Annotated in this window: 20 protein-coding genes; 11 read left to right on the forward strand and 9 right to left on the reverse strand. The window is 66.9% G+C overall.

The window, feature by feature from the left end:
* The first annotated feature begins 195 nt into the window (after nt 1-195).
* From PMO31116_RS08795 to PMO31116_RS08820, 6 genes are all read left to right on the forward strand, one after another.
* Nucleotides 196-777: a TetR/AcrR family transcriptional regulator gene (locus PMO31116_RS08795; protein ID WP_150566386.1), complete on the forward strand. Its 582-nt coding sequence runs from the start codon at nt 196-198 to the stop codon at nt 775-777.
* 101 nt (nt 778-878) lie between these two features.
* Entirely contained in the window at nt 879-2078 is a 1200-nt protein-coding gene (locus PMO31116_RS08800) for an MFS transporter (RefSeq protein ID WP_246185215.1), read from the forward strand.
* 1075 nt (nt 2079-3153) lie between these two features.
* A complete protein-coding gene (locus PMO31116_RS08805) occupies nt 3154-3951 on the forward strand; it encodes a DUF3348 domain-containing protein (RefSeq protein WP_150566387.1) in 798 nt (265 codons plus the stop codon).
* Nucleotides 3932-6958, forward strand: coding sequence for a DUF802 domain-containing protein (locus PMO31116_RS08810; protein ID WP_150566388.1), 3027 nt, complete (start codon nt 3932-3934; stop codon nt 6956-6958). The genes PMO31116_RS08805 and PMO31116_RS08810 overlap by 20 nt, the downstream gene beginning before the upstream one ends.
* Complete coding sequence (locus tag PMO31116_RS08815) at nt 6955-7623, forward strand: OmpA family protein (protein WP_150566389.1); 669 nt, start codon at nt 6955-6957, stop codon at nt 7621-7623. The genes PMO31116_RS08810 and PMO31116_RS08815 overlap by 4 nt, the downstream gene beginning before the upstream one ends.
* A 4-nt stretch (nt 7624-7627) precedes the next feature.
* Nucleotides 7628-8563, forward strand: a complete 936-nt coding sequence (locus PMO31116_RS08820) for a DUF2894 domain-containing protein (protein WP_174971010.1) — start codon at nt 7628-7630, stop codon at nt 8561-8563.
* On the opposite strand, the gene PMO31116_RS08825 is transcribed toward PMO31116_RS08820, so the two are convergent.
* Nucleotides 8543-9832, reverse strand: coding sequence for an MFS transporter (locus tag PMO31116_RS08825; RefSeq protein WP_246185216.1), 1290 nt, complete (start codon nt 9830-9832; stop codon nt 8543-8545). The genes PMO31116_RS08820 and PMO31116_RS08825 overlap by 21 nt on opposite strands.
* A 130-nt stretch (nt 9833-9962) precedes the next feature.
* Here PMO31116_RS08825 and PMO31116_RS08830 point away from each other — a divergent pair, with 130 nt between their 5' ends.
* A complete protein-coding gene (locus tag PMO31116_RS08830; RefSeq protein ID WP_023872277.1) occupies nt 9963-10412 on the forward strand; it encodes a winged helix-turn-helix transcriptional regulator in 450 nt (149 codons plus the stop codon).
* 183 nt (nt 10413-10595) lie between these two features.
* The gene (gene trmB, locus PMO31116_RS08835) at nt 10596-11393 is read left to right on the forward strand and encodes a tRNA (guanosine(46)-N7)-methyltransferase TrmB (RefSeq protein ID WP_150566391.1); all 798 of its coding nucleotides are present in this window, start codon (nt 10596-10598) and stop codon (nt 11391-11393) included.
* A 112-nt stretch (nt 11394-11505) separates the two neighbouring features.
* Here trmB and PMO31116_RS08840 read toward each other — a convergent pair whose 3' ends face one another.
* The 4 genes from PMO31116_RS08840 to PMO31116_RS08855 form a co-directional block, all read right to left on the reverse strand.
* Nucleotides 11506-12348 (reverse strand): undecaprenyl-diphosphate phosphatase, encoded by an 843-nt coding sequence (locus PMO31116_RS08840; protein WP_150566392.1) that lies wholly within the window; start codon nt 12346-12348, stop codon nt 11506-11508.
* 85 nt (nt 12349-12433) lie between these two features.
* Nucleotides 12434-13072, reverse strand: coding sequence for a DUF1439 domain-containing protein (locus PMO31116_RS08845; RefSeq protein ID WP_246185217.1), 639 nt, complete (start codon nt 13070-13072; stop codon nt 12434-12436).
* 141 nt (nt 13073-13213) lie between these two features.
* Nucleotides 13214-13477 carry a YkgJ family cysteine cluster protein gene (locus tag PMO31116_RS08850; protein WP_150566393.1) on the reverse strand — a complete coding sequence of 88 codons (264 nt, stop codon included), beginning with the start codon at nt 13475-13477 and terminating at the stop codon, nt 13214-13216.
* Nucleotides 13478-13628: 151 nt separating this feature from the next.
* A complete protein-coding gene (locus PMO31116_RS08855) occupies nt 13629-14420 on the reverse strand; it encodes an SDR family NAD(P)-dependent oxidoreductase (protein WP_150566394.1) in 792 nt (263 codons plus the stop codon).
* A gap of 98 nt (nt 14421-14518) precedes the next feature.
* Between PMO31116_RS08855 and PMO31116_RS08860 the strand changes: the two genes are divergently transcribed.
* From PMO31116_RS08860 to PMO31116_RS08870, 3 genes are all read left to right on the forward strand, one after another.
* Nucleotides 14519-15268 carry a TetR/AcrR family transcriptional regulator gene (locus PMO31116_RS08860; protein WP_150566395.1) on the forward strand — a complete coding sequence of 250 codons (750 nt, stop codon included), beginning with the start codon at nt 14519-14521 and terminating at the stop codon, nt 15266-15268.
* 118 nt (nt 15269-15386) lie between these two features.
* Nucleotides 15387-16055: a protein-L-isoaspartate O-methyltransferase family protein gene (locus PMO31116_RS08865; protein WP_150566396.1), complete on the forward strand. Its 669-nt coding sequence runs from the start codon at nt 15387-15389 to the stop codon at nt 16053-16055.
* 72 nt (nt 16056-16127) lie between these two features.
* Complete coding sequence (locus PMO31116_RS08870) at nt 16128-16451, forward strand: rhodanese-like domain-containing protein (RefSeq protein WP_023594288.1); 324 nt, start codon at nt 16128-16130, stop codon at nt 16449-16451.
* A 125-nt stretch (nt 16452-16576) separates the two neighbouring features.
* Here PMO31116_RS08870 and waaA read toward each other — a convergent pair whose 3' ends face one another.
* The 4 genes from waaA to PMO31116_RS08890 all read right to left on the reverse strand — a co-directional run bounded on the left by waaA (nt 16577) and on the right by PMO31116_RS08890 (nt 21374).
* Complete coding sequence (gene waaA / locus PMO31116_RS08875; protein WP_174971100.1) at nt 16577-17884, reverse strand: lipid IV(A) 3-deoxy-D-manno-octulosonic acid transferase; 1308 nt, start codon at nt 17882-17884, stop codon at nt 16577-16579.
* A gap of 3 nt (nt 17885-17887) precedes the next feature.
* Nucleotides 17888-18802 (reverse strand): Kdo hydroxylase KdoO, encoded by a 915-nt coding sequence (kdoO, locus tag PMO31116_RS08880; RefSeq protein ID WP_150566555.1) that lies wholly within the window; start codon nt 18800-18802, stop codon nt 17888-17890.
* Nucleotides 18803-18807: 5 nt separating this feature from the next.
* Nucleotides 18808-19776 carry a lipopolysaccharide heptosyltransferase I gene (waaC, locus tag PMO31116_RS08885; RefSeq protein WP_246185229.1) on the reverse strand — a complete coding sequence of 323 codons (969 nt, stop codon included), beginning with the start codon at nt 19774-19776 and terminating at the stop codon, nt 18808-18810.
* A gap of 200 nt (nt 19777-19976) precedes the next feature.
* Nucleotides 19977-21374 carry a phosphomannomutase/phosphoglucomutase gene (locus PMO31116_RS08890; RefSeq protein WP_150566399.1) on the reverse strand — a complete coding sequence of 466 codons (1398 nt, stop codon included), beginning with the start codon at nt 21372-21374 and terminating at the stop codon, nt 19977-19979.
* Nucleotides 21375-21754 lie beyond the last annotated feature (380 nt).

Here is a 21754-nt window from a genome sequence, read left to right on the forward strand (position 1 = left end):
CGTTCCGAAACCCGAAAACGAAATGGGTATCGAGCGGAGGTGAAACAACGACACCGCAAACTCGCCATCCCCAAGAATCCACAACCGCCATCCGGTTATTTGAACGATCAGTCAAAAACCGCCTATAGTCGTGGCAACGACGACACACCGCGTTCGCGCGTGCAGTTTCCTTCACAGCTGTCCACGGATCCCATCATGAGCGGAAGACCCCGAGAATTCGACGACGCAGCCGTCATCGACGCCGCCATGGACGTCTTCTGGACCCACGGCTATGAAGGCACCTCGGCGCAGGCGCTCGTCGACGGCACCGGCCTCGGGCGCGGCAGTCTTTACAACGCGTTCGGCAACAAACTCAACCTCTATCACGAAGCCCTCGAACGCTATCAGGCACTCGGGCTTCAGAAGCAGGTCGACATCCTGAACGCGCCGGGGCCCGTCAAGGACCGGTTGCGCGCGCTCATGCAATGGGGCATCGACGAAGACCTCGATCCCGACCGGCAACGTGGCTGCATGGCCCTGCTCGCCGCCTTCGAGCGCGGCGGCAAGGACCCGAAAGTCCGACAGTTCAGCCAGGCATATCTCGCCCGGCTCGAACAGGCGATCGTTCACCTGATCGCCGTCGGTCAACATAACGGCGAACTCTCCACCGACCGCTCGCCAGTCCTCGTCGCCCGCACGTTCCTGTCGAACTACTACGGCCTGCGCACGCTCGGACGCACCGTCACCGACCGCGCCTTCCTCGAAGACGTCCTGGAAGGCGCGCTCGCCGTGCTCTGAACCCCACATCCGCGCCTCGCGAGCCGTCAGCGCAATCCTCCCCTACGCCCGACACCTCGCGAGCCCCTCGAACAGCAAAAATTGGAATGATCGTTAAACATATGACACAAAAATCGGCGATGCCCCCCGTCGTCTACCTGCTCGGACTGACGGTCTTTGCGATGACCACCGCCGAATTCATGGTCGCCGGCATGATGCCCGCCCTCTCGCAAGCGATGCACGTCGGCATCGGCGACATCGGCAATCTCATCTCGCTCTACGCCCTGGGCATGGCGATCGGCGGCCCGGTCCTCACCGCCTTGCTGCTCGCCCTGCGCACCCCGCACAAGCGCGCCCTCGTCTGGCTGCTCTCGATCAATGTCGCCGGGGGCGTGCTCGCGGCCCTCGCCACGCGCTACGAAGCGATGGCCCTCGCGCGGATCGTCATGGGGGTGGCCAGTTCGGCCACTTTCGGCGTCGCACTCACGCTGTGCGCGGATCTGGTCGCCCCCTCGGTGCGCGGACGCGCCGCCTCGTTCGTGCTCGGGGGACTGATGTTCTCGCCGGTCGTCGGCGTGCCGCTCACCGCCTTCATCGAGCAACACTATGGCTGGCGCGCCAGCTTCTGGCTCGTTGCCGCGCTGGCCGCGATGTGCACGGTCGTGATCGCCTGGCGGGCGCCCGCCACGCAAAAGCAGGATCGTCAGGCGATCAGCCTCGCCGCCGAATTCCGTTCGCTGCGCAATCGCCCGCTCTGGGCCGCCTTCGCCACCAGCGGTCTCATCATCGGCGCGACGTTTGCCGCCTTCAGCTACTTCTCGCCGATCTTCCTCAATGTCGCCGGCGTCTCCGCCGCCGCAATTCCCAATCTGCTCGCCATGTACGGCGTGGCCAACATTATCGGCAACGCCGTGGCCGGACGCTTTGCAGACCGTCACACGCTGACCGTTCTGGTCGCCGGTTTGTCAGTACTTGCACTCGCGCTGGTGAGCTTCGCGCTGTGGGCGCAGTCGACGCCGGTCGGCATCGCCGCCTTTGCCGCCATCGGTCTGACGGGGGTGTCGCTCAATCCCGCCATGGTCGCCCGCGTGATGCGCGCCGCTACGCCCGGCCCGCTCGTCAACACGATGCATACGTCGGTGATCACCGCCGGCCTCGCCTTCGGCACCTGGGCCGGTGGCGCCGCCATCGACGCAGGCTATGGCATGCGCTCGCCGCTCTGGATCGGTGCCGCAATGGCCACGCTCGGCCTCGCCAGCCTGCTCCCCTACCTGCGTTCGGGACTCGCTCAGGCACCCGACGCCGCGTGCCCGACGTCCTGATCCGTCCGGCGCCTCCCCTGCCCGCACCTCGCTGACTGACGGGTCTCCCTGACGCCTCAGTCAGCGCTTGCTGCGCAGACGTGCACCACAACCTCGACGCGCAAGCCTGCTGCGACGCATCCCGCATCGACTGCCGCCGTCCGACTTCCTGTCAGATGCAGTGCGCCACGCTTTGCCCGACGAGATCGACGATCGGCGTGTGTCCGGCAATCCACGAGCCGATCGACGTCAGTCCCTGCACCATGATTCCCCAAACCATTTCGCACCTCCGTTGATGACTTGTCTCGATCTCGCCCCAGGCGAGTTACAGGAGGCCCGCAACGTCGGCAACGAATTGCGCGAAGGGCTTGATGCGCATCGCCCAGGTTCCCACTACCACCATCCCGTCGCAAATCGGTCCAATCATCGCCATGTCACACCTCCAGTCGTCGTTCGGTTCGGTTGCGCGCGTCGCGCCTTACATGAAGAGACTTGCCATGTCGGAGAAGAACTTCCCCACCGGGGCGGCCCGGGAGGCCCACGTGCCCACGGTCACCAGTGCGTCGCAGATCGGTCCAATTGCAGCCATGTCACACCTCCAGTCGTCGTTCGGTTCGGTTGCGCGCGTCGCGCGTTACATGAAGAGACTTGCCATGTCGGAGAAGAACTTCCCCACCGGTGCAGCCCGGCTAGCCCACGTGCCCACAGTTACCAGTGCGTCGCAGATCGGTCCAATTGCAGCCATTTCACACCTCCGGTTTTCGCTTGGTCGTTTCGCGTTTGTCGCGAGTTGGGTCAACGATATACCCCGGGTCCCCGGCTGAAAACTGAGATAAATCACAGTCGGCGGAAAAGCCCGTCGCTCCCTCCATCCGCGGCGCCGACCTCGGCCGGACGCGGCCCGCCCCGATCACCGTCGCGCGCCCATCGCAAGCCCATCGCCCCCCCATCGCCATCCGATCGCGCGATGTTTGGACCGGCCCGGCGCACCCGCCACCCAGAGGCTCACGCGCCCGTCAATCCCCCGCCGGACCAGGCCGCCGGGGACGCGGGCCGCGCGCAGTGTAAACTGCTGGGTTTTCGACCCCCCAGTGGAATGGTGCAAGTGTCCCGGCGTCCCGTTATCAGCGCCCCCACACTCATACGCTCGCTGGCCCGCCTGAGCACGTTCGCGCCGCCCGAGGCCGCGCCGTCGCTCTCGGACCGCATGAGTCAGTGGCTGGGCTGGACCGACGCCATCGCCCTGTCGTCGGCTCTCAAAGCCACGCCGCCCGCCGCAATGCCCGGCGCGCGTACGGCCGCCCAGGATCCGGCGGGCGAAGTGGCACGCGTTCGAACCGAGCTTGCCGCCGCCATCGCCCGCGACTGCGGTCTGGCCGCAGCCCCCGGCGGGCAAATTCGCGCCCTGAGCGCGGCACAGCGCCAGCGCGCCGCCTCGTTCGCGGAGTTCCCGGCCTATCGCCAGCGCTACGCAACGTCGCAGCAGACGATGGATACGGCGATCAGCGCCCTGCGCACACGCCTTCGCGCGCAGCTCGCAACGCAATCGTCGGAGGCCGCTCGGCTCGCCAGCGTGGACGCCGTCATGGAGCGCGTGATGGGCGCACGTGAGCGCACACTGCTCGCAAGCGTGCCGAACCTGCTCGAAGGGCACTTCACGCGGCTGCGCGATACGGAACAGGCGGCGTTCGCCGCCCCGCGCGTGCCGGGCGCACCGCCGCTCGCGCCCGCCGGCACGTGGCTCGACATCTTCCACCGGGATATGCAGAGCATCCTGCTCGCGGAACTGGACATCCGCCTCGAACCGCTCGAAGGGCTCATCGCCGCCCTCGCCTCGGTTCGCACAGGCGAAAACGTAAGTGAACCCGGACAACATGACCCGTTACCTCGTTGATCTCGTTGCCTTTGTCGCAGGTCTGGCCGTCGTCGCCTGGATTGCCATCGGCTATGCCGGCACCAATACGCTCGCGCTCGCCGTGGCGCTGCTCATCGCGGCCGTCTATCTCATCGGCGCGCTCGAACTCAAGCGCTTTCACCAGACGACGAACGCGCTGGCAGGCGCCGTCGCGAGCCTGAACGCACCGCCGGCGTCACTGCCCGCCTGGCTCGACACGCTGCCCGCCGGCGTGCGCACCGCGGTGCGACTGCGCGTGGAAGGCGAGCGCGTCGGTCTGCCCGGCCCCGCCCTCACGCCGTACCTCGTCGGCCTGCTCGTGCTGCTCGGCATGCTCGGCACTTTCCTCGGCATGGCCGCCACGCTGCGCGGCACCGGCATCGCACTCGAAGGCGCGACCGACCTGCAAGCCATCCGCGCCTCGCTCGCTTCGCCCGTCAAGGGACTCGGCTTCGCGTTCGGCACGTCGGTCGCGGGGGTCGCCACGTCGGCCATGCTCGGCTTGCTCGCCGCCCTCGCCCGCAAGGAGCGCGCCCAGGTCGTGCAGACGCTCGACGCGCGCATCGTCACCACCCTGCGCGGCTTCTCGCAACAGCATCAGCGCGAAACCACGCTGCAATTGCTTCAACAGCAGGCAACGGCCATGCCGGCGCTGGTCGAGCGCCTGCAGGCGATGATGGCGTCGATGGAGCGCCAGAGTCTGGCGCTGGGCGAACGCCTCGCGGCGAACCAGGACGCCCTGCACGCCCGGACGGACGCCTCCTATGCACAGCTCACCGAGGCAATGCAGCAGTATCTGAAGGACAGCGTCGCCACCACCGCCAGCGCCGCCGGCGCGGCCATTCGTCCGGAAGTCGAGGCGACCATGGCCAGCCTCGCCCGCGAGACGGCCAACTGGCACCAGACGGTGTCCGCCGCCGTGCAGGATCGCATGGACGGCCTGTCCGATCGCTTCGAAGCCACCACCGCACGCGTGGCGAATGTCTGGAAGGATTCGCTCGACGCCCAATTGCGCACCAACGCGTCGCTCGCGACCGATCTGCGCGCCGCCCTCGGCGACTTCACGCAAACGTTCGAGACGCGCGCCACGCGGCTCGTCGACGATGTCGCCACGCGCCTCGAATCCGTCACCGCACAGGTGAGCAGCGCGCACGCCGACGTGGCGCAAACGTGGGAGGCCTCGCTCGCCACGCAACAGCGCACCCACGACGCCCTCGCGAAGGATGTCGGCACCGCGCTCGCCCAATTCGCCGAGACCTTCGAGACGCGCTCGGCCCAACTCGTCGACAACGTTGCCGTGCGCCTTGAGTCCGCCACCGATCGGGTCAGCGCCTCGCACGCGGACGTGGCGAAGACCTGGGAAACCTCGCTCGCCACCCAGCAGCAAACCCATGACGCGCTCGCCCGCGATCTCGGCGCGACGCTCGCGCAGTTCGCCCAGGCGTTCGAGACGCGCTCCGCCGGCTTGCTGGCGGATGTCACCGCGCGACTGGACAACGCCACCGGCAGCATTGCCACCGCGCAGACGACGGTGGCGCAGGCCTGGGAGCACGCGCTCGCCCAACAGCAACGCTCGCACGACGCCCTCACGCAAGATCTCGGTGCCGCGCTGGAGCGCTTCGCGCAAACGTTCGAAGCCCGCTCCGGCGCCCTGCTCGGCGACGTGGCCGCCAAGCTCGATGCGGCAAGCGGCAGTGTCAGCGACGCGCACGAACGCGTGGCGCAGGCCTGGGATCGATCCATCGCGCTGCAACAGCAGGCCAACACCGCGCTAGGCACTGAACTGGCCGCCGCGCTCGCACGCTTTACCGATACCTTCGAACAACGCTCGGCGCACCTGATCGACGACGTCAGCCGACGCACCGAAGGCGCGATGCTCAACGTCTCCGAGACCGCCTCGGTCGTATCCGGCGAGTGGAAGCAGGCGCTCGTCGCGCAACAGTCGGCCAACGAAGCTCTGGCGCGCGATCTCGCCGCCGCCCTCGCGCAATTTGCCCAAACCTTCGAGACCCGCGCCGAACAATTGCTCCACAGCGTGGCCGCCCAGATGGACTCGACTTCGGCCAACGTCGCGCAGACATGGCGCGAGGCCGTCGCGGAACACGCGCGCAGCAACGAACGACTCGCCGACGGCAGCCAGCAACTGGTGGCCGCCACGACCAGCGCATTCGAGCAGCACAGCGCGTCGCTGATGCAGGCGCTGAGCGAAGCGAACGCCGCCCATCACGACGCCACCGCCCAGCGCGAAACGCAGCGTCTGTCCGCCTGGACCCAAACGCTCGAGGGCACGCTCGCCACGCTGCGCGCCGAATGGCAACAGGTGGGCGCGCAGACGGCCAGCCAGCAACAGGCGATCTGCGACACGCTCGCGCGTACCGCGCTGGAGATGTCGGAGCAAACCCGCGCCAACGCGAACGACACCATCGCGGAAATCTCGCGCCTGGTGCAAACCGCGTCGGAAGCGCCCAAGGCCGCCGCCGAGATCATCGGCGAGCTGCGCCAGAAGCTCTCCGACAGCATGGCACGCGATAACGCCATGCTGGAGGAACGCTCGCGTCTGCTCGATACGCTGGGCACACTGCTCGATACCGTGAAGCACGCCGGCAACGAGCAACGCGCCGCCGTCGACGAACTGGTCACCACGTCGGCGCAACTGCTCGAGCGCGCCAGCGCGAATCTCGGCGACGCCATTGCCGCACAAACGGAAAAGCTTGCGGCCGCATCGGCACAGGTCACCGGCAGCGCGATCGAGATCGCCAGCCTTGGCGATGCCTTCGGCGCGGCGGTGCAGTCGTTCGGCGAGTCGAACACGCAGTTGCTCGAACAGCTGCAGCGGATCGAAACCGCGCTCGACAAATCGATGGCCCGCAGCGACGAGCAGCTCGGATACTACGTCGCGCAGGCGCGCGAAGTCGTGGAACTGAGCGTGATGTCGCAAAAGCAGATCCTCGAGAATCTTCAGGATCTGGCGAGGACGCGGGCACAACCGGGTAGCGTGGCAGCATGAGCGACGACTTCGACGCGGACATCGGCCACGGCGGCGACGTCGGGGCCGCGGCGCCCACGTGGGCGGTCTTCGGCGATCTGATGTCGGTGATGCTCGGCGCCTTCGTGCTCATCATGCTCGGCGTGATCGGCGTGCAGATCGAACTCTCTGCCAAGCTCGAGCGCGAGGTGAAGGAGCGCCGCGCCGAAACGCAGCGCCGCGAGACGCTCGAGAAAGCGCTCGCCGGGCCGCTTGCCGGCGGACGCGTCACGCTCGTGAACGGACGCATCGGCATCAGCGGCAACGTGCTCTTCGCACTGAACTCCGACCAGTTGCAGCCGCAAGGCCGCGAAGTGCTGCGCAGTCTCGCCGCGCCGCTGGCCGCCTATCTGCGCGCAAGCGACGAAATTCTCATGGTCAGCGGCTTTACCGACGATCAGCAAGTGCGCGAAACCAACCGGCGGTTCGCCGACAACTGGGAGCTCTCGGCCCAGCGCGCGCTGACCGTCACGCGCGAGCTGATCGCCGCGGGCGTGCCTCCGTCGTCGATCTTCTCGGCGGCTTTCGGCGCGGAACAACCCGTCACATCGAATGCCGACGAAGCAGGACGCGCGAAAAACCGCCGCGTGGAAATCGCGCCGATGCCGCGCAGCAGCGCCAGCAACGCGGCAAAACCGAAGACGTGACGCCATGAGCGACGAGACCGTCATGACGCCCCCCGGCGACGCCACAGTCCCCGCGCCCGACGAGCGCGACGTCCGCGGAACGCACGACGGGCGCGGCACCGCCGCCGCCGACGCGCAGACCGGCACCGGACGCGAGGCCCACGACATCGAGGCGCAACTGGCCGCCTGGCGCGCGCGAGGCGCCGACAAGCGCGATCCTGTGCGCTTCCATCGAATCGAAGCGCTCGCGCGTCGCCGTTGCGCCTATGATGCCAGCGTGCAACGGGTGCTCGACGCCCGTCTCGCAGCACTCATCGACGCCTTTGCCGAGTCGGTGTCGACGGCGGATGACGGGGGCGCTGCGAACGCAGCCTGGCCGGCGCCGTCGTGCAGCACCGCACCTGACGCGCCGGCCGCGTCCCCGCTTTGTGCGCTGACGGCGGAAATGGCACGACGCGCCGACGCAAACGGCCGTTCGGCATCGGCGCCCGCCTCACGTGCCGCGCGTGGCGTTTCGACCGTCGCGCCTTCGGCGTCGGCGCCCCCCGCCACCGGCCAGCGCGAAACGCGCGACCCCGAGGTCGCGGCGCAGCGCGCGGCGCCGGTGCCCGTGGCCATCACGCCGACCGTCATCGCCACGGACGACGCGTTCGAGGATCTCGACGTGCTTGAATACTTCCGCGAAACATGGTCGAAGCTGAGCACGGACGGCAATCTCCGGCAGTCGCTCGCGCAAGTGCCCGAAAACGCCGGCCCTCTCAACTCGAATCATCTGGTGCATCGTGCGCTGTCGCTCATGCACGACGTCTCGCCCGATTATCTGCGCCACTTCCTGCGCCACGCCGACGCCCTCTCCTGGCTCGAAGACATGGAGACCACCGGCGTCTTCGGCACCAAGGCCGCAGCCCGCGCGCAGACACCCGCCAAGCCCGCGAAGCCGTCACGCGCCAAGCCGCGCTGACGGCGACGCCGACGAGGCGGCATCGGGCATGAATTGCAGCGTTGCCGCCCAGAACACCAACGCCGCAAGACTGACCCCGGCACCCAGCAGGCAGACGCCCGACCAGCCGAACGACGCGTACGTGGCCGTGGCCGCCAGTGCGCCCAGGCCGCTTCCCGTCGCGTAAAACAGCATGTAAACACCGACGAGGCGGCTCGGCGCGTCCGTGCGCGCGGCGAAGATGAGGCTCTGGTTGGTCACGTGAATCGCCTGCCCGGCCAGATCGAGGAGCAACACCCCGAGCACGAGCCACGCGAGCGACGCGTGCAATCCTGCCAGCGGCAGCCAGGCGAGCGTGAGCAACGCCAGCGAGAGACCCGTCGTGCGCTGCCCCCATCCACGGTCGGCCCACGCCCCCGCGCGGGCTGCCGCGATCGCACCGGCCGCGCCCACGAGGCCGAAGGCCCCGACGGCCGTGTGCGAGAAGTGAAATGGGGCGGCAGACAACGGCAGCACCAGCGCGCTCCAGAAGACGCTGAACGCCATGAACATCAGCAACGCAATCGCCCCGCGAATCTGGAGCGTGCGCTCGTGGCACAACAGCTCGAACATCGACAGCAGCAACACGCCATAGGACTGACTTGCCACGGGCGACGCCTTTCGGTCACCCGACTCGTCCGCGACCGCCTGCTGCGGCAAGACTCGCCACAAGACGATGCCTAGCACCAGCATCGCCGCAGTGGATGCCAGGTAGACGCCCCGCCATCCCGCCAGATCGGCGATGGCCCCCGACATGACCCGCGCAAGCAACAGCCCGACCACCACGCCCCCTTGCGTGGCGCCGACGACGCGACCCCGTTCATGCTCGCCCGCCACGCTCGATGCGAAGGCAATCAGTCCCTGCGTCATGGCCGTGCCCAGCAGGCCAACGGCCGCCATGCCCAACAACAGGCCGGCTGCGGACGTTGCCATCGAGACCCCCAAGAGACTCACGGCCAGCAACGCGAGCTGCACGAGCATCAGGCGGCGCCGCTCCCACTGATCGCCCAGCGGCACGAGAAAGAGCAGCGCCAGCGCACACCCCACCTGCGTCGCGGTAACGACACTCCCGGCCACACCGCGCGAAATGCCGAAATCGTCGGCGAGCGTATCCAGCAGTGGCTGCGCATAGTAGACGTTTGCGACGCTCAACCCCGCCGCGCCGGCGAAAGTCCCCACCAGCGCGCGCGGCATTCGCGCAGCGGCGGCGTGCGGATGCCCGTCGGGTTGCGTCATTCGGCACGATGACATGAAAGCTCCCAAACCAGTTTCAAATTAAGACTTGTTGGATGATAGCCAAACCAGTCTTAAAATGAAACCTATATTGGCCCAACGTCCGCGCCATCGGCCAACGCTTGCCACCGGTTCACCGCTATCGCTCATGCCTCGAACACCCACTTCCCCGTCGCCCGGCACCTGCCCCGTGGCCCGCACCGTCGACATCATCGGCGACCGCTGGAGCCTGCTCATCGTGCGCGATGCCTTCGACGGCGTGCGCCGCTTCGGTGACTTTCTGCGCAGCCTCGGGGTGGCGCGCAGCATGCTCACGACGCGTTTGCGCGCGCTGGTCGACGCCGGCATTCTGTCGGTCCAGCCCGCCTCGGACGGCACGGCATACCAGGAATATGTGCTGACGGCACAAGGCCGCGAACTCTTCACGCTGATCGTGGCGCTGCGGCAATGGGGCGAGAAGTACCGGTTCGCGCGAGGCGAGGCGCATTCGACGCTCATCGACACGCGCACCGGCGAGCCACTGGCCGAGCTGCGGCCGAGCACGGCGCGCGGCGAGCCGGTCGCCCCGGAGGACACGCGGGTCGTGCGCCCCGGCTGAGCCGGGCGTCGGCTTGCCAGTCAAGGGGGTTCCGGTGGATAATCGAGCCCGCTCCCGACGCCACGGCCCGGGAAAATCCTTTGAAAATCATCGTGTTGGGTACCGACTCAGGCCACCGCGCCGAAGGGGCCGCCCGCCGCAGCATTCCTCGACAAGCCGTCGTCCAGACGGCTTTTTGCTTCCATGACGAACCACGGACACCCGCCGGCTGACGACGCGCAATCGGCCCACGACGACGACGAGATCGGTACGTCGCAACCCAACGCCCAAGGGGACGGCGAGACTTATGTCGGTCCCGACGGCGTGGCCCATCCGCGCCGTATTCGCAGCTTCGTGCGCCGCGCGGGTCGCAGTTCGGAAGCGCAGAAGCGCGCCTTCGACGCACTCGGCCCGAAGTTCGTGTTGCCGTACGCACCCGCCCCGCTCGATTGGCCGACCGCCTTCGAACGCACCGGCGCACCGCGAATTCTGGAGATTGGTTTCGGCATGGGTGACGGCACCGCGCATATTGCGAAGCTGCGTCCGGCAGACGACTTCCTCGGCGTGGAAGTGCACGAGCCAGGTGTGGGCGCACTGCTCAAGCTGATCGGCGAGACGCCGCTGTCGAACGTACGCATCATCCAGCACGATGCTGTCGAGGTCGTTCAGCACATGCTCCCCGAGGGCTCGCTGGACGGCGTGCACGTGTTCTTCCCCGACCCCTGGCACAAGAAACGCCACCACAAGCGCCGCCTGCTGCAACCGCCGTTCGTGGCGCTGCTCGCCTCGCGCCTGAAGTCGGGCGGATATCTGCATTGCGCGACGGACTGGCAGGAATACGCGGAGCAGATGCTCGAAGTGCTGGGCGGCGAAGCCACGCTCGAGAACACGGCAACCGACTACGCGCCGCGCCCCGACTATCGGCCCGTGACGAAATTCGAGAACCGCGGCCTGCGCCTCGGCCACGGCGTGTGGGATCTCGTGTTCCGCAAACGCGGATAAGCGGCGAGTCGGACGCGGATCAGACGCACTAACGCGGCGGCAGTCAACCAAGCATCCAACGAAAAAGGGCACCTCGCGGCGCCCTTTCTTTTCGTGCGGAGGTCCGACGGTTTCAGTCCGCCCAGACGACCAGTCCGCTGTAGCCGGTGGCGAGCACCACGATCCCGAACGCGATGCGGTACCACGCGAACGCCGTGAAGTCGTGCGATGCAATGTAGCGCAACAGCCAGCGCACACAGATGAATGCGCTGACGAACGCAGCGATGAAACCCGCGCCAAACAGGCTGACATCGTCCACCGACAGGATCGAGCGCGCCTTGTAGAGTTCGTAGACCGTCGCGCCGAAAAGGATCGGGATGGCAAGGAAGAACGAGAACTCGGTCGCCACGCGACGCTCCAGACCGAACATCATGCCACCGATGATCGTGGCGCCCGAGCGCGACGTGCCCGGCACGAGCGCGAAGCATTGCGCGAAGCCGACCTTCAGGGCGTCGACCAATGACAGGTCATCGATCGACGTCACGCGCGGCGACTTGCCCGCCGTGGTGTTGCCGCGATTGTGACGCTCCACCAGCAAAATGATCACGCCGCCCACGATGAAGGCCGTCGCCACCACAATCGGGTTGAACAGTGCCGCCTTGATGTACTTGCCGAAGAGCAGACCGAGCACGATGGCGGGCAGGCACGCGACAATCACGTTCACCGCGAAACGACGCGACTTGACATCGTTGCCCAGCCCCGCGACGACCTGTGCGATCTTCGCCCGGAATTCCCAGCAGACCGCCAGAATCGCGCCGAACTGAATCACGATCTCGAACACCTTGCCCTTCTCATCGTTGAAGTTGAGCAGACTGCCCGCCAGAATCAGGTGACCGGTCGAGGAGATCGGCAGAAATTCGGTCAACCCTTCGACCACGCCGAGAATGACGGCTTTGAGTGCCAGCAACAAGTCCATGCAATGCGTTCCTGAGAAGTCGTGAATGAGGAAGGTGGAAAAGCGCAACAGCCGGGCGGCGCGTTCGGGCGCGATGTCGCCGCCGTCAGCGTGAATCGAACCTGACGTTCACCCCGTGCGAGAGGACCGTGATCTGGCCGGGCTGGCGCGGCACCCCGCCAATGTTGAGTTGCTCGGGCTTGAACGTATAAATGGGCGCGCCTTGCAGCAACTGCGTGGCGATCAGTGCGCCGGCCGCGTTCAACTGCCGGGACCAGCGCTCGGGCAATCGGTCGACGGTGAAGTTCCGCACCTCGGGATCGCGCAGCACGACCGACATCGTCGCCGGATCGTAGGCCAGCGCGCTTTCGATGGCGAGCGTGCCCGTGAATGGCGCGCCGTCGAGCGGGTGCGCGATGGTGGCGTCGACCGCCACGGCCAGACGATTGCGCTCTGGCAGCAGCGTCAGGCGCGGATGCGAGAGGTTGACGTCGAGCACTGCCAGCACATGGCGATCGAACGGAAACTTGCGATCGAGCGCGCGCTGCAGTTGCGCTTCGGAGAAGGTGTAATCGTTGCCGAACGGCAATCCCGCACATGCCGCCAACCCGGCGGCGAGCACGAAGGCACCGGCGAGCGACAGCCAACCGCGGCGCGATGCCGACAACAGCAGTTCGCGCCCGGTCACGCCCCGTGCGTCGCACTGCTGACGATTCTGTCGTTTAAGAAAAAGACTGCGTTGCATGTCGCGTTCTACTTCCGGACAGGGCCGGGCCGATCTTCGATAGGCGCGACTATATCACCCGCATGCGACGCAAGCGGCGCTCCACCCACGGGCGCGCGGAAGGGCTTCGCATCGGTCCCATGCCCGTGCGCGAGGCATGCCTCACGCCGCGCCGGGCGCGGTCAGCGCCTCGAGACTTGCGAGCCATGCGATCGCCTGCTCGCGGTCGTTGCCGCACATCTCGGCCGATGGCTGCAACGAGGCGCAGACCGCCGGGCGCTGTGCACTGCCGAAGATCGCGCAACGGTCGTCGTCATCCAGTTGCACGCAGCGGGTGTTCGCCGGCTTGCCGTTCGGCATTCCGGGGATGGGCGTGGTGATGGAAGGCGCGATGCAGCACGCCGCGCAGTGTGGGCGACAGTTCATGAAAAGATCGTGGGATGACAAGGCGCTTGCAGGAGGACGCGCGGCGCTTCATCTACGGTGCCCGACACGTGACGGCAAGACGTCGACTGCATTTCAATTTCAACGCCCGCATTTTACCGCGAGCGGCGTCGAGGACCGGAGGGCGCGCCGCTTACCACGGCAATGGTCCCTCGCAACCATAAAAGCCGCCCGTGACCGGACCGCGTTCCCCGAGTGCGAGCATCAGCACGCTTCGCGCTCCCTCGGCCATGCCCTGGCGCACGCGCTTGCCGCTGGCGTCGACCGCGAGGTCGGCCGGCGCACCCGGATCGACCGAATTGACCGTGATCGACGTCTCGCGCAACGTATGCGAAAGCTGCACCGTCAGCATGTTCAGCGCCGCCTTCGACGCGTTGAAGCCGATCTGGCGAAACGCACCATGCTCCCACGCCGGATCGCTGTTGCGCGCGAGCGACCCCAGCCCGCTCGACACGTTCACGATACGGGCGCGCTCCGAACGCGCCAGCCATGGCAACATCGCCTGCGTGACACGCAACGTGCCGAAGAAATTGGTCGCGAAGACCCGCTCGACGGCCTCGATGGAAGCCTTCTCCGGGACATCGTCGCGCGGATCGGTCACACCGGCATTGTTCACCAGCACGTCGAGACGGCCGTAATAACGACCGATGTGGTACGCAGCCGCATGCAGCGTTTCCGGACGCAACAGATCGATCACCAGCGCCTCCGCCTGAAATCCCGCCTTGCGCAGCGGTTCGACCACGTCGTCGCCCTTTGCCTGCTCGCGTGCGCCCACGAGGACCGTCATGCCGGCCTCGGCAAGGGCTTTCGCGACTTCCTGTCCAATGCCCCGCGTGGCACCGGTCACCAGTGCCACGCGGCCCAGATGGCGCTCGGCGTCCTCGCGTGCCGCATTGTCGATACTCTCGATGGCGTCCCGTTTCATGACTGCTCCCGTCGTATGCTTTGTTGTCATGCGCCCGACCGCGCGCAAATTTGTTAGCATCGAGTTTATGAAGAATCCTTCAGCTTTTCCATTCGCATATGAAACCGGACACCCGAGGGCCCGCAACGCCCCGTAAAACGCCGCAACAGGCGCGCTCGCGGGTCACCATCGACGCCATTTTCGAAGCAGCGCTTCAGGTTTTGCTGCTCGACGGCGGGCGCCAGTTGACCACCACCCGGGTGGCCGAGCGCGCGGGGGTATCGGTCGGCACGCTGTACCAGTACTTCCAGAACAAGCAGGTGCTGCTCTATGCGGTGCTCGGGCGGCACATCGACCGGATCGTCTGCACGGTCGAGTCCACCTGCCTCGCCTCGCACGGCGAACCGCTCGAGGTCATGGCGCACTCGCTCGCGAAGGCGTACGTCGGGGCGAAGATGACGGACATCGAAGAGGCGCAGGCGCTGTACCGGCTCTCGGAAGATCTCGACGGACGCAAGGTGTTTGCCGACGCGGCGACGCGCATGCACGGCGCGGTCGTGAGCATGCTGAAGACGGCGCGCAACGTGAGCTTCGACGATCCGGAGACCGTGGCCTTCGTCTTCCTCAATTCGATGACCGGTCCCATCAAGGCGATTCTGGAGAACCGGGCGCCCGCCGCCTGCTCGGAGACGCTGGCCGGCCAGATCGCCGATCAGATGGCGACGATGTGCGCGGCGTATCTCAATCGCGTGGCATTGCCCGCGGCAGCGTCGGATGCGCCCGATGCCGCCGGCGCTCCGGTCGCGCCGTCGTCCGCTTTCTCGGCCACCTCGCCCAGCTCGCCCATCTCGCCCAAACGGGCGGCCTGAGGGTCGTCTGTCCCGATCTTTTGCCACACGTGCGGCAAAAGTGCACGCGTCATCGTGACTACCGCCCGGAACTGGTAAAATGCCAGGTTGTGTTCGCCTACTACCCACGGTAATCGAAATGAATTACGAACAGGCCCGCTTTAACATGATCGAGCAGCAGATCCGTCCCTGGGACGTGCTCGACCAGGACGTGCTCAATCTGCTGAAGGTCGTCAAGCGCGAGGCATTCGTGCCGGCCGCGTACCGCGCCAGCGCATTCACCGACGTCGAGCTGCCGCTGCCGGGCGCCGCCATCGCCAACAAGAGCCAGCACATGATGTTCCCGCGAGTGGAAGCCCGCATTCTGCAAGCGCTCGCGCCGAAGAAGAACGAAAACGTGCTGGAAATCGGCACCGGTTCGGGCTACATGGCCGCGTTGCTGGCCTACAACGCACACCACGTCACGAGCGTGGAGTTCGACGCCAATCTTGCTCAGGCGGCCCAGCAGACGCTGCGCGCCAACGGCGTGACGAACGTCGAAGTGATCAATGCCGACGGCGCGCAAGGCTGGAGCGCCGCCGCCCCGTACGACGTGATCGCAATCTCGGGCGGTCTGGCCGTCCTGCCGCAAACCTTCCTCGACCAGTTGAAAGTCGGCGGCCGTCTCGCCGCCTTCGTGGGAAGCGCGCCGGTCATGGAAGCCGTGCTCGTCACGCGCGTGTCCGAGAACGAATACCGCCGCGAAAACCTGTTCGAGACGCAGGTGCCCTATCTCGTCGCACCGCAACCGTCGAATTTCAAGTTCTGAAGCCGGCGACCGGGCCAGTGCACCGTTCGGCAACGCACGGCGCCGGCCCGGAATAATAAGACAACGAACACCATGGAAAACATCACTCCGGCGGAATTGGCCCAGTGGCTCGCGGACGGGGATCGCGGCCAACCCACGCTCCTCGACGTTCGCGAGGACTGGGAAGTCCAGACCTGCAGCATCGCCCACAGCAAGCATGTGCCGCTCGGCGATGTGCCCTCCCGTCTGAACGAACTCGACGCCGACGCACCCATCGTGTGCATCTGCCATCACGGCATGCGCAGCGCGCGCGCCGCGATGTTTCTGGAACAACAAGGCTTTACCCGGCTGTTCAATCTGGCTGGCGGCATCGATGCCTGGGCACTCCAGGTCGATCCGTCGATGCCGACCTACTGAGCCAGCCAGGGCCGCACGCCCTCCCAGGCTCGCCGCATGCGGCCGCAAGGCCGGACGCCCGCCGGAAAAGCCCACCTGAAGCCACAACGGCGGTCCACGCCGTCCCACCGGGAGATGGGGGACCCTCAGTCCTGTGGCGCGACCCGTCCGGTGTCGAGCCAGCGGCCCAATGCCGTGACGGTGCGCGCCGTCGCGCCCTGGTGCTGCCGGGCAAACAGGGTGGCCGCCGTGCGCATGGCCAATCGCCGGTCGTCGTTGAGTAACAGGTCGGCCAGCGTGGCGGCCAGTTCGCCGGCGTCGCTTACCCGGCGCGCCGCACCTGCGGCCAGCGCGTTTTCGCTGGCCTGCGTGAAGTTGAACATGTGTGGGCCGAAGACGACCGGTGTTCCCGCCGCGCAGGCCTCGATCAGGTTCTGGCCACCCAGCGGCAGCAAGCTGCCGCCGATGAACGCGACGTCGGCCGCCGAAAAATAGGCCGGCATCTCGCCCATGGAGTCGCCGAGCACCACGTCGACGTCGGCCGGCAGCGGCGTATCGTCGTCGGGCAATGCACTGCGGCGCACATAGTTCAGGCGCACTTTCTCGAGCATGGCCGCCACTTCGTCGAAGCGCTGCGGGTGTCGCGGCACCAGCACCAGCAACGCGCGACGCCCCACGTCAGAGGCTGCCGCCAGCATGGCGCGCGCCTGGAGCACCAGCGCCTCCTCGCCGTCGCGTGTGCTGGCCGCGAGCCAGACCTTGCGCTCGCCGAAGCGGGCTCGCCAGCGCGCGCCGAGCGCGAGCAATGCGGGCGATGGCGTCATGTCGAACTTCAGGTTGCCCATCACGTCGACGTCGCTCGCACCGAGCATGCGCAGGCGCTCGGCGTCGGCGTCGCTTTGCGCGAACACGCGGCTGAAGCCACCGAAGACCGGCCGGGCGGCGTCGCCGAAGCGCGCGGCGCGCCGGAACGAACGCGCCGACATCCGCGCATTGGTCAACACCAGCGGCACACGGCGTTCGCGGCAAGTGAAAATCAGGTTCGGCCAAACCTCGGTCTCCATCACCACGCCGACGCTCGGGCGCCAGTGCTTCAGGAATCGCCGGATCGGCCCGACCATGTCGTACGGCAGGTAGCAGCGCTGCACGCGTTCGCCGAACAGGCTTTCGCCGGTGGCTCGCCCGGTCGGCGTCATGTGCGTGAGCAGAATGCCGTGCGACGGATAGCGTTCGAGCAGCGCGTCGATGAGCGGCTGCGCGGCACGGGTCTCGCCGACCGAGACCGCGTGCACCCAGATCAGCGGACGGCCGGTGTATGGCGGCGTGTCGTAGTACCCGAACCGCTCACCGATGTGACGACGATAGCCCGGCTCGAAGCGGCCACGCCACCACAGGCGAACCACCGCCAATGGTGCAACGACCCACCAGAGCGCGCGATAGATGAGGCGCAGCAGCATTCAGATCAGCGCGCGATGCGTGAGGCGTTGCAAGACCGCCAGCGGCGAGCACTCGGGGTGCACCATCGCCTCGGCGGGCAGGAAGAAGGTCTGCTCCATCATGAACTGTCCCGACATCACGGCGTGCGAAGTCTGATCCGAGAAGCAGATCCAGACACTGCCTGGCGGGAACGGCATGGTCTGCTGCCCCGCGTCGCGCTGATAGGCCATGTCGGCCTTCATGCCGTCGTGCAGGTGCAGCATGATGTGATCGTAGCCGCTGCGCGGTCGCTTAGTGATGCCCACCGCGTTCTGCAGCCAGGCCGAGCCGGGCCATTGCCTGGGCACCCTGGGCAGGAATCGCGTGGCCACGTCTTCGAAGGGCTCGCCCACGCGCCACACGCGCGGCTGACCGGCCGGGTTGATGTTGGTGAACACGCGCAGGATGCGCTCGCCGTAGTTCGGACGCGACGGAAAGGCGTCGACGTGCAGGCGACTGTCGTCCTTGCGCCACGACGTCTGACGCGTCTCCACCTGATGCAGGCGCAGGCTCGTGGGCGCCGCACGCAGCTTGCCGCGATACTCCGGCAGCAGGCCGTCGATCAGACTGCACGCCTGCGTGTAGTAGCGCTTGACGAGGGCGTGCACGGCCCGCTGCGTGGCGTCATCGGAGGCGACGCCGACGAGCACGTCCGACTTCGGATCGAGACTGATGTTCTTGCGCCTGGGATCGGCAATCGCCGGATCGAGCAAGCGCTGCTCGGACGCATCGATGGCGAAATTCAGATGCGGGAAATAAAGCACCTTGCCGGCCTCGACATCGGCGACCAGCGTCTCGCGCGGTACGGAGAGCTGTGCGCCCTGCCAGTCGCCCGATTCGACCGTGACGATCTGGCTGCCGGCCTTGCCGGACCCGCTTGCGTTCCGTGAGTTCATTTGGGTCATGCGCTTCGGTCCTCGCTGGGCGCGGCGGCGCCACCCGCGGCCGGCGACATCGACGGTGCGAGCTGGCGCACGGCGTCGCGCACCTGGGCGAGCGTGGGTTTGTGTTCGGCGTCGCCGAGATTGACGATGTGCGGCGACCAGAATCCTCCGGTTCGCCACGCCGTGCTGAAATTGTATAGCTCGATGGTCGGGCGGTTCAGGGCTGCGGCAATATGCACCAGTCCGGTATCCACGCCCACGGTGATCGCGCCGCGGTCGATCAGGCCGACCACCTGCGACAGATTCATTCGGGGCGGCACCCACGCGTGCTCGCCCAGCGCGGCGGCCAGACGATGCGACACGTCACGCTCGGCGGCACTCCCCCACGGCAGCACGATCAACAGGCCCTGCGCCGCCAGATCGCGCCCCAGCGCAATCCAGTCGGCTTCGGGCCATGTCTTGTCGTCGCGCGAGGTGGCATGCACGAACACGGCATACGGCCGGTCCGGGCACTGGCTGTGATCCGCACGCTCCGTGGCGATGCCGAAGTCGATCTCCGCCGGCATCTGGAAGCCCATGGCTTCGGCGACGAGCAAGCGCGAGCGCGTCACGACGTGCGTGTGAGGCTCGATGCGGACCATGTGCCGGTAGAGAAAGCGCACCGGCCATTCGTAGCTCGCGCCTTCGGTGCGATTGCCCAGCCCCCACACCGCGCCACGCGCGGTGCGCGCGATCCAGCCGGTCTTGACCAGCCCCTGCGTGTCGATCACGTAGTCGTAAGGGGTTTCGCGCAACGCGCGACGAAAGGCGCCGATTTCCTGCCAGGTGGCCGCCGCGAACGGCTTCTTGCGCCAGCGTCGCAACGCGAAGGGAATGACCCGGCGCACACCGCGAACCAGTTTGACGAGGTCGACGAAGCCCTCTTCCACGACCCAGTCGATCCGGGCGTCGGGACAGCGGCGCAGAATATCCTGCACCACGGGCATGTTATGGACGACGTCGCCGAGCGACGAGACTTTGACGATCAGAACCTGCAACCGAACGCCCCGGCGGTTCGGCCGGGCCTCGTGAGCAAAACCGCGATTTTACCCCGACCCGGCATGCCGGACACCGTTTGTTGCCGGGCGCGTCGCGACGCCTGCCTTGCCGGATCTCGCAAGGCGCGCCGCCGCGCGCGCGCACGGCGTCAGAACGGCAACTTCGCGTCCGGCTTGACCGCGAGGATGGCGCGACGGAAGTCTTCCTGAATTCGCCCGATCGCCGCGTCGCTGTCGGCCTCGAAACGCAGCACGACCACCGGCGTGGTGTTCGACGAACGCGCCAGACCGAAGCCATCGGGATATTCGACGCGCACCCCATCGATCTTGATCACGTCCCGCGCACCGTCGAACTTCGCCGTCTCGCGCAGCTTGTCGATCAGCGCGAAGTTCTCGCCCTCGGCCAGCGGGATCTGCAGCTCGGGCGTGGAAATCGAGTTCGGCAGTGCGTTGAGGACGGCACTCGGATCGGCCGACTTCGAGAGAATCTCGAGCAGACGCGCGCCCGTGTACAGGCCGTCGTCGAAGCCGTACCAGCGGTCCTTGAAGAACACGTGGCCGCTCATCTCGCCCGCGAGAGGCGCGCCGGTTTCCTTGAGCTTGGCCTTGACCAGCGAGTGCCCCGTCTTCCACATGAGCGGCTCGCCGCCGTGCTTGCGCACCCAGTCCGCCAGGTTGCGCGTGCATTTCACGTCGTAGATGATCTTCTCGCCCGGATTGCGGCTCAGCACTTCCTCGGCGAACAGCATCAGTTGGCGATCCGGATAGATGATCTGGCCGTCCTTGGTGACCACACCCAGGCGATCGCCGTCGCCGTCGAACGCGAGGCCGATCTCGGCGTCGGTCGTTTGCAGCGTCCTGATCAGGTCCTGAAGGTTTTCAGGATGCGCCGGATCCGGATGATGGTTGGGGAAGGTGCCGTCGACGTCGCAGAACAGCTCGATCACGTCGCAACCCAGCGCCTGGAACAGCGCCGGCGCGTAAGCACCCGCCACGCCATTACCGCAGTCCACGGCGATCTTCATCGGCCGCGCCAGATGCACGTCGTTGGCGATGCGCGCGCGATACGATTCGCCGATTTCGTCGGCCGTATAAGTGCCCTGCCCGGTCTCGAAGTCCTGTTGCTCGATGAGCTTCGCGAGGCCCTGAATGGCATCGCCATAGATTGCACGGCCGCGCAGCACCATCTTGAAACCGTTGTAGTCGGGCGGATTGTGGCTGCCCGTGACCATGATGCCCGAGTCGACGACGCGCCCGTGCAACGTGACGTTGGTCGCGAAGTACACCATCGGGGTCACGACGACGCCGATATCGACCACGTCGACACCGGCCGCGCGCAGCCCGTCCGACAATGCGCCGACAAGCTCGGGACCGGACAGGCGGCCGTCGCGGCCGACCACGACGGCGTTGCCGCCTTCACGACGCAGGGCCGTGCCGAAGGCGCGCCCGATGAGGTGCGCGACGTTGGCGTCGAGGGTCTTGCCGACGATGCCGCGGATATCGTAAGCCTTGAAAATCGCAGGCGAAACTTGCGTGGTTTGCGTCATGGAACAGGGTCTCTCGGAAACGAGGGATAGAAATGGGCGCCCGTGGCGGGTGGAGGGACGATCGGGGCACTCCCGATGCCTGCCCTGACCCGGTGCGGGCGCGATCTCGCATGCTGCAGCGCCGGACAACGGCCACGACGAGGTGCCGCAAGCGCGCTACATGAACGCCGGCTGCGCCGCAAACGGAAATCCCGGCGCGAAGCCCGGCCGGGAACGGCTGCATTACGTTAAAATTATACGGGACTTCGCCGCACCGCGGCATGTCCCGAAACCCTGTCGGCGGGCGCCTACAATCGACCGCGCGCCACCTGGACAGGGACATGACGTCGCACGACGTCTTCCAGCACCGGCCTCGCAAGGCCGGTTTTGCTTATCTTGAG

The organism is Pandoraea morbifera, from assembly GCF_902459575.1.
Lineage (GTDB): Bacteria > Pseudomonadota > Gammaproteobacteria > Burkholderiales > Burkholderiaceae > Pandoraea > Pandoraea morbifera.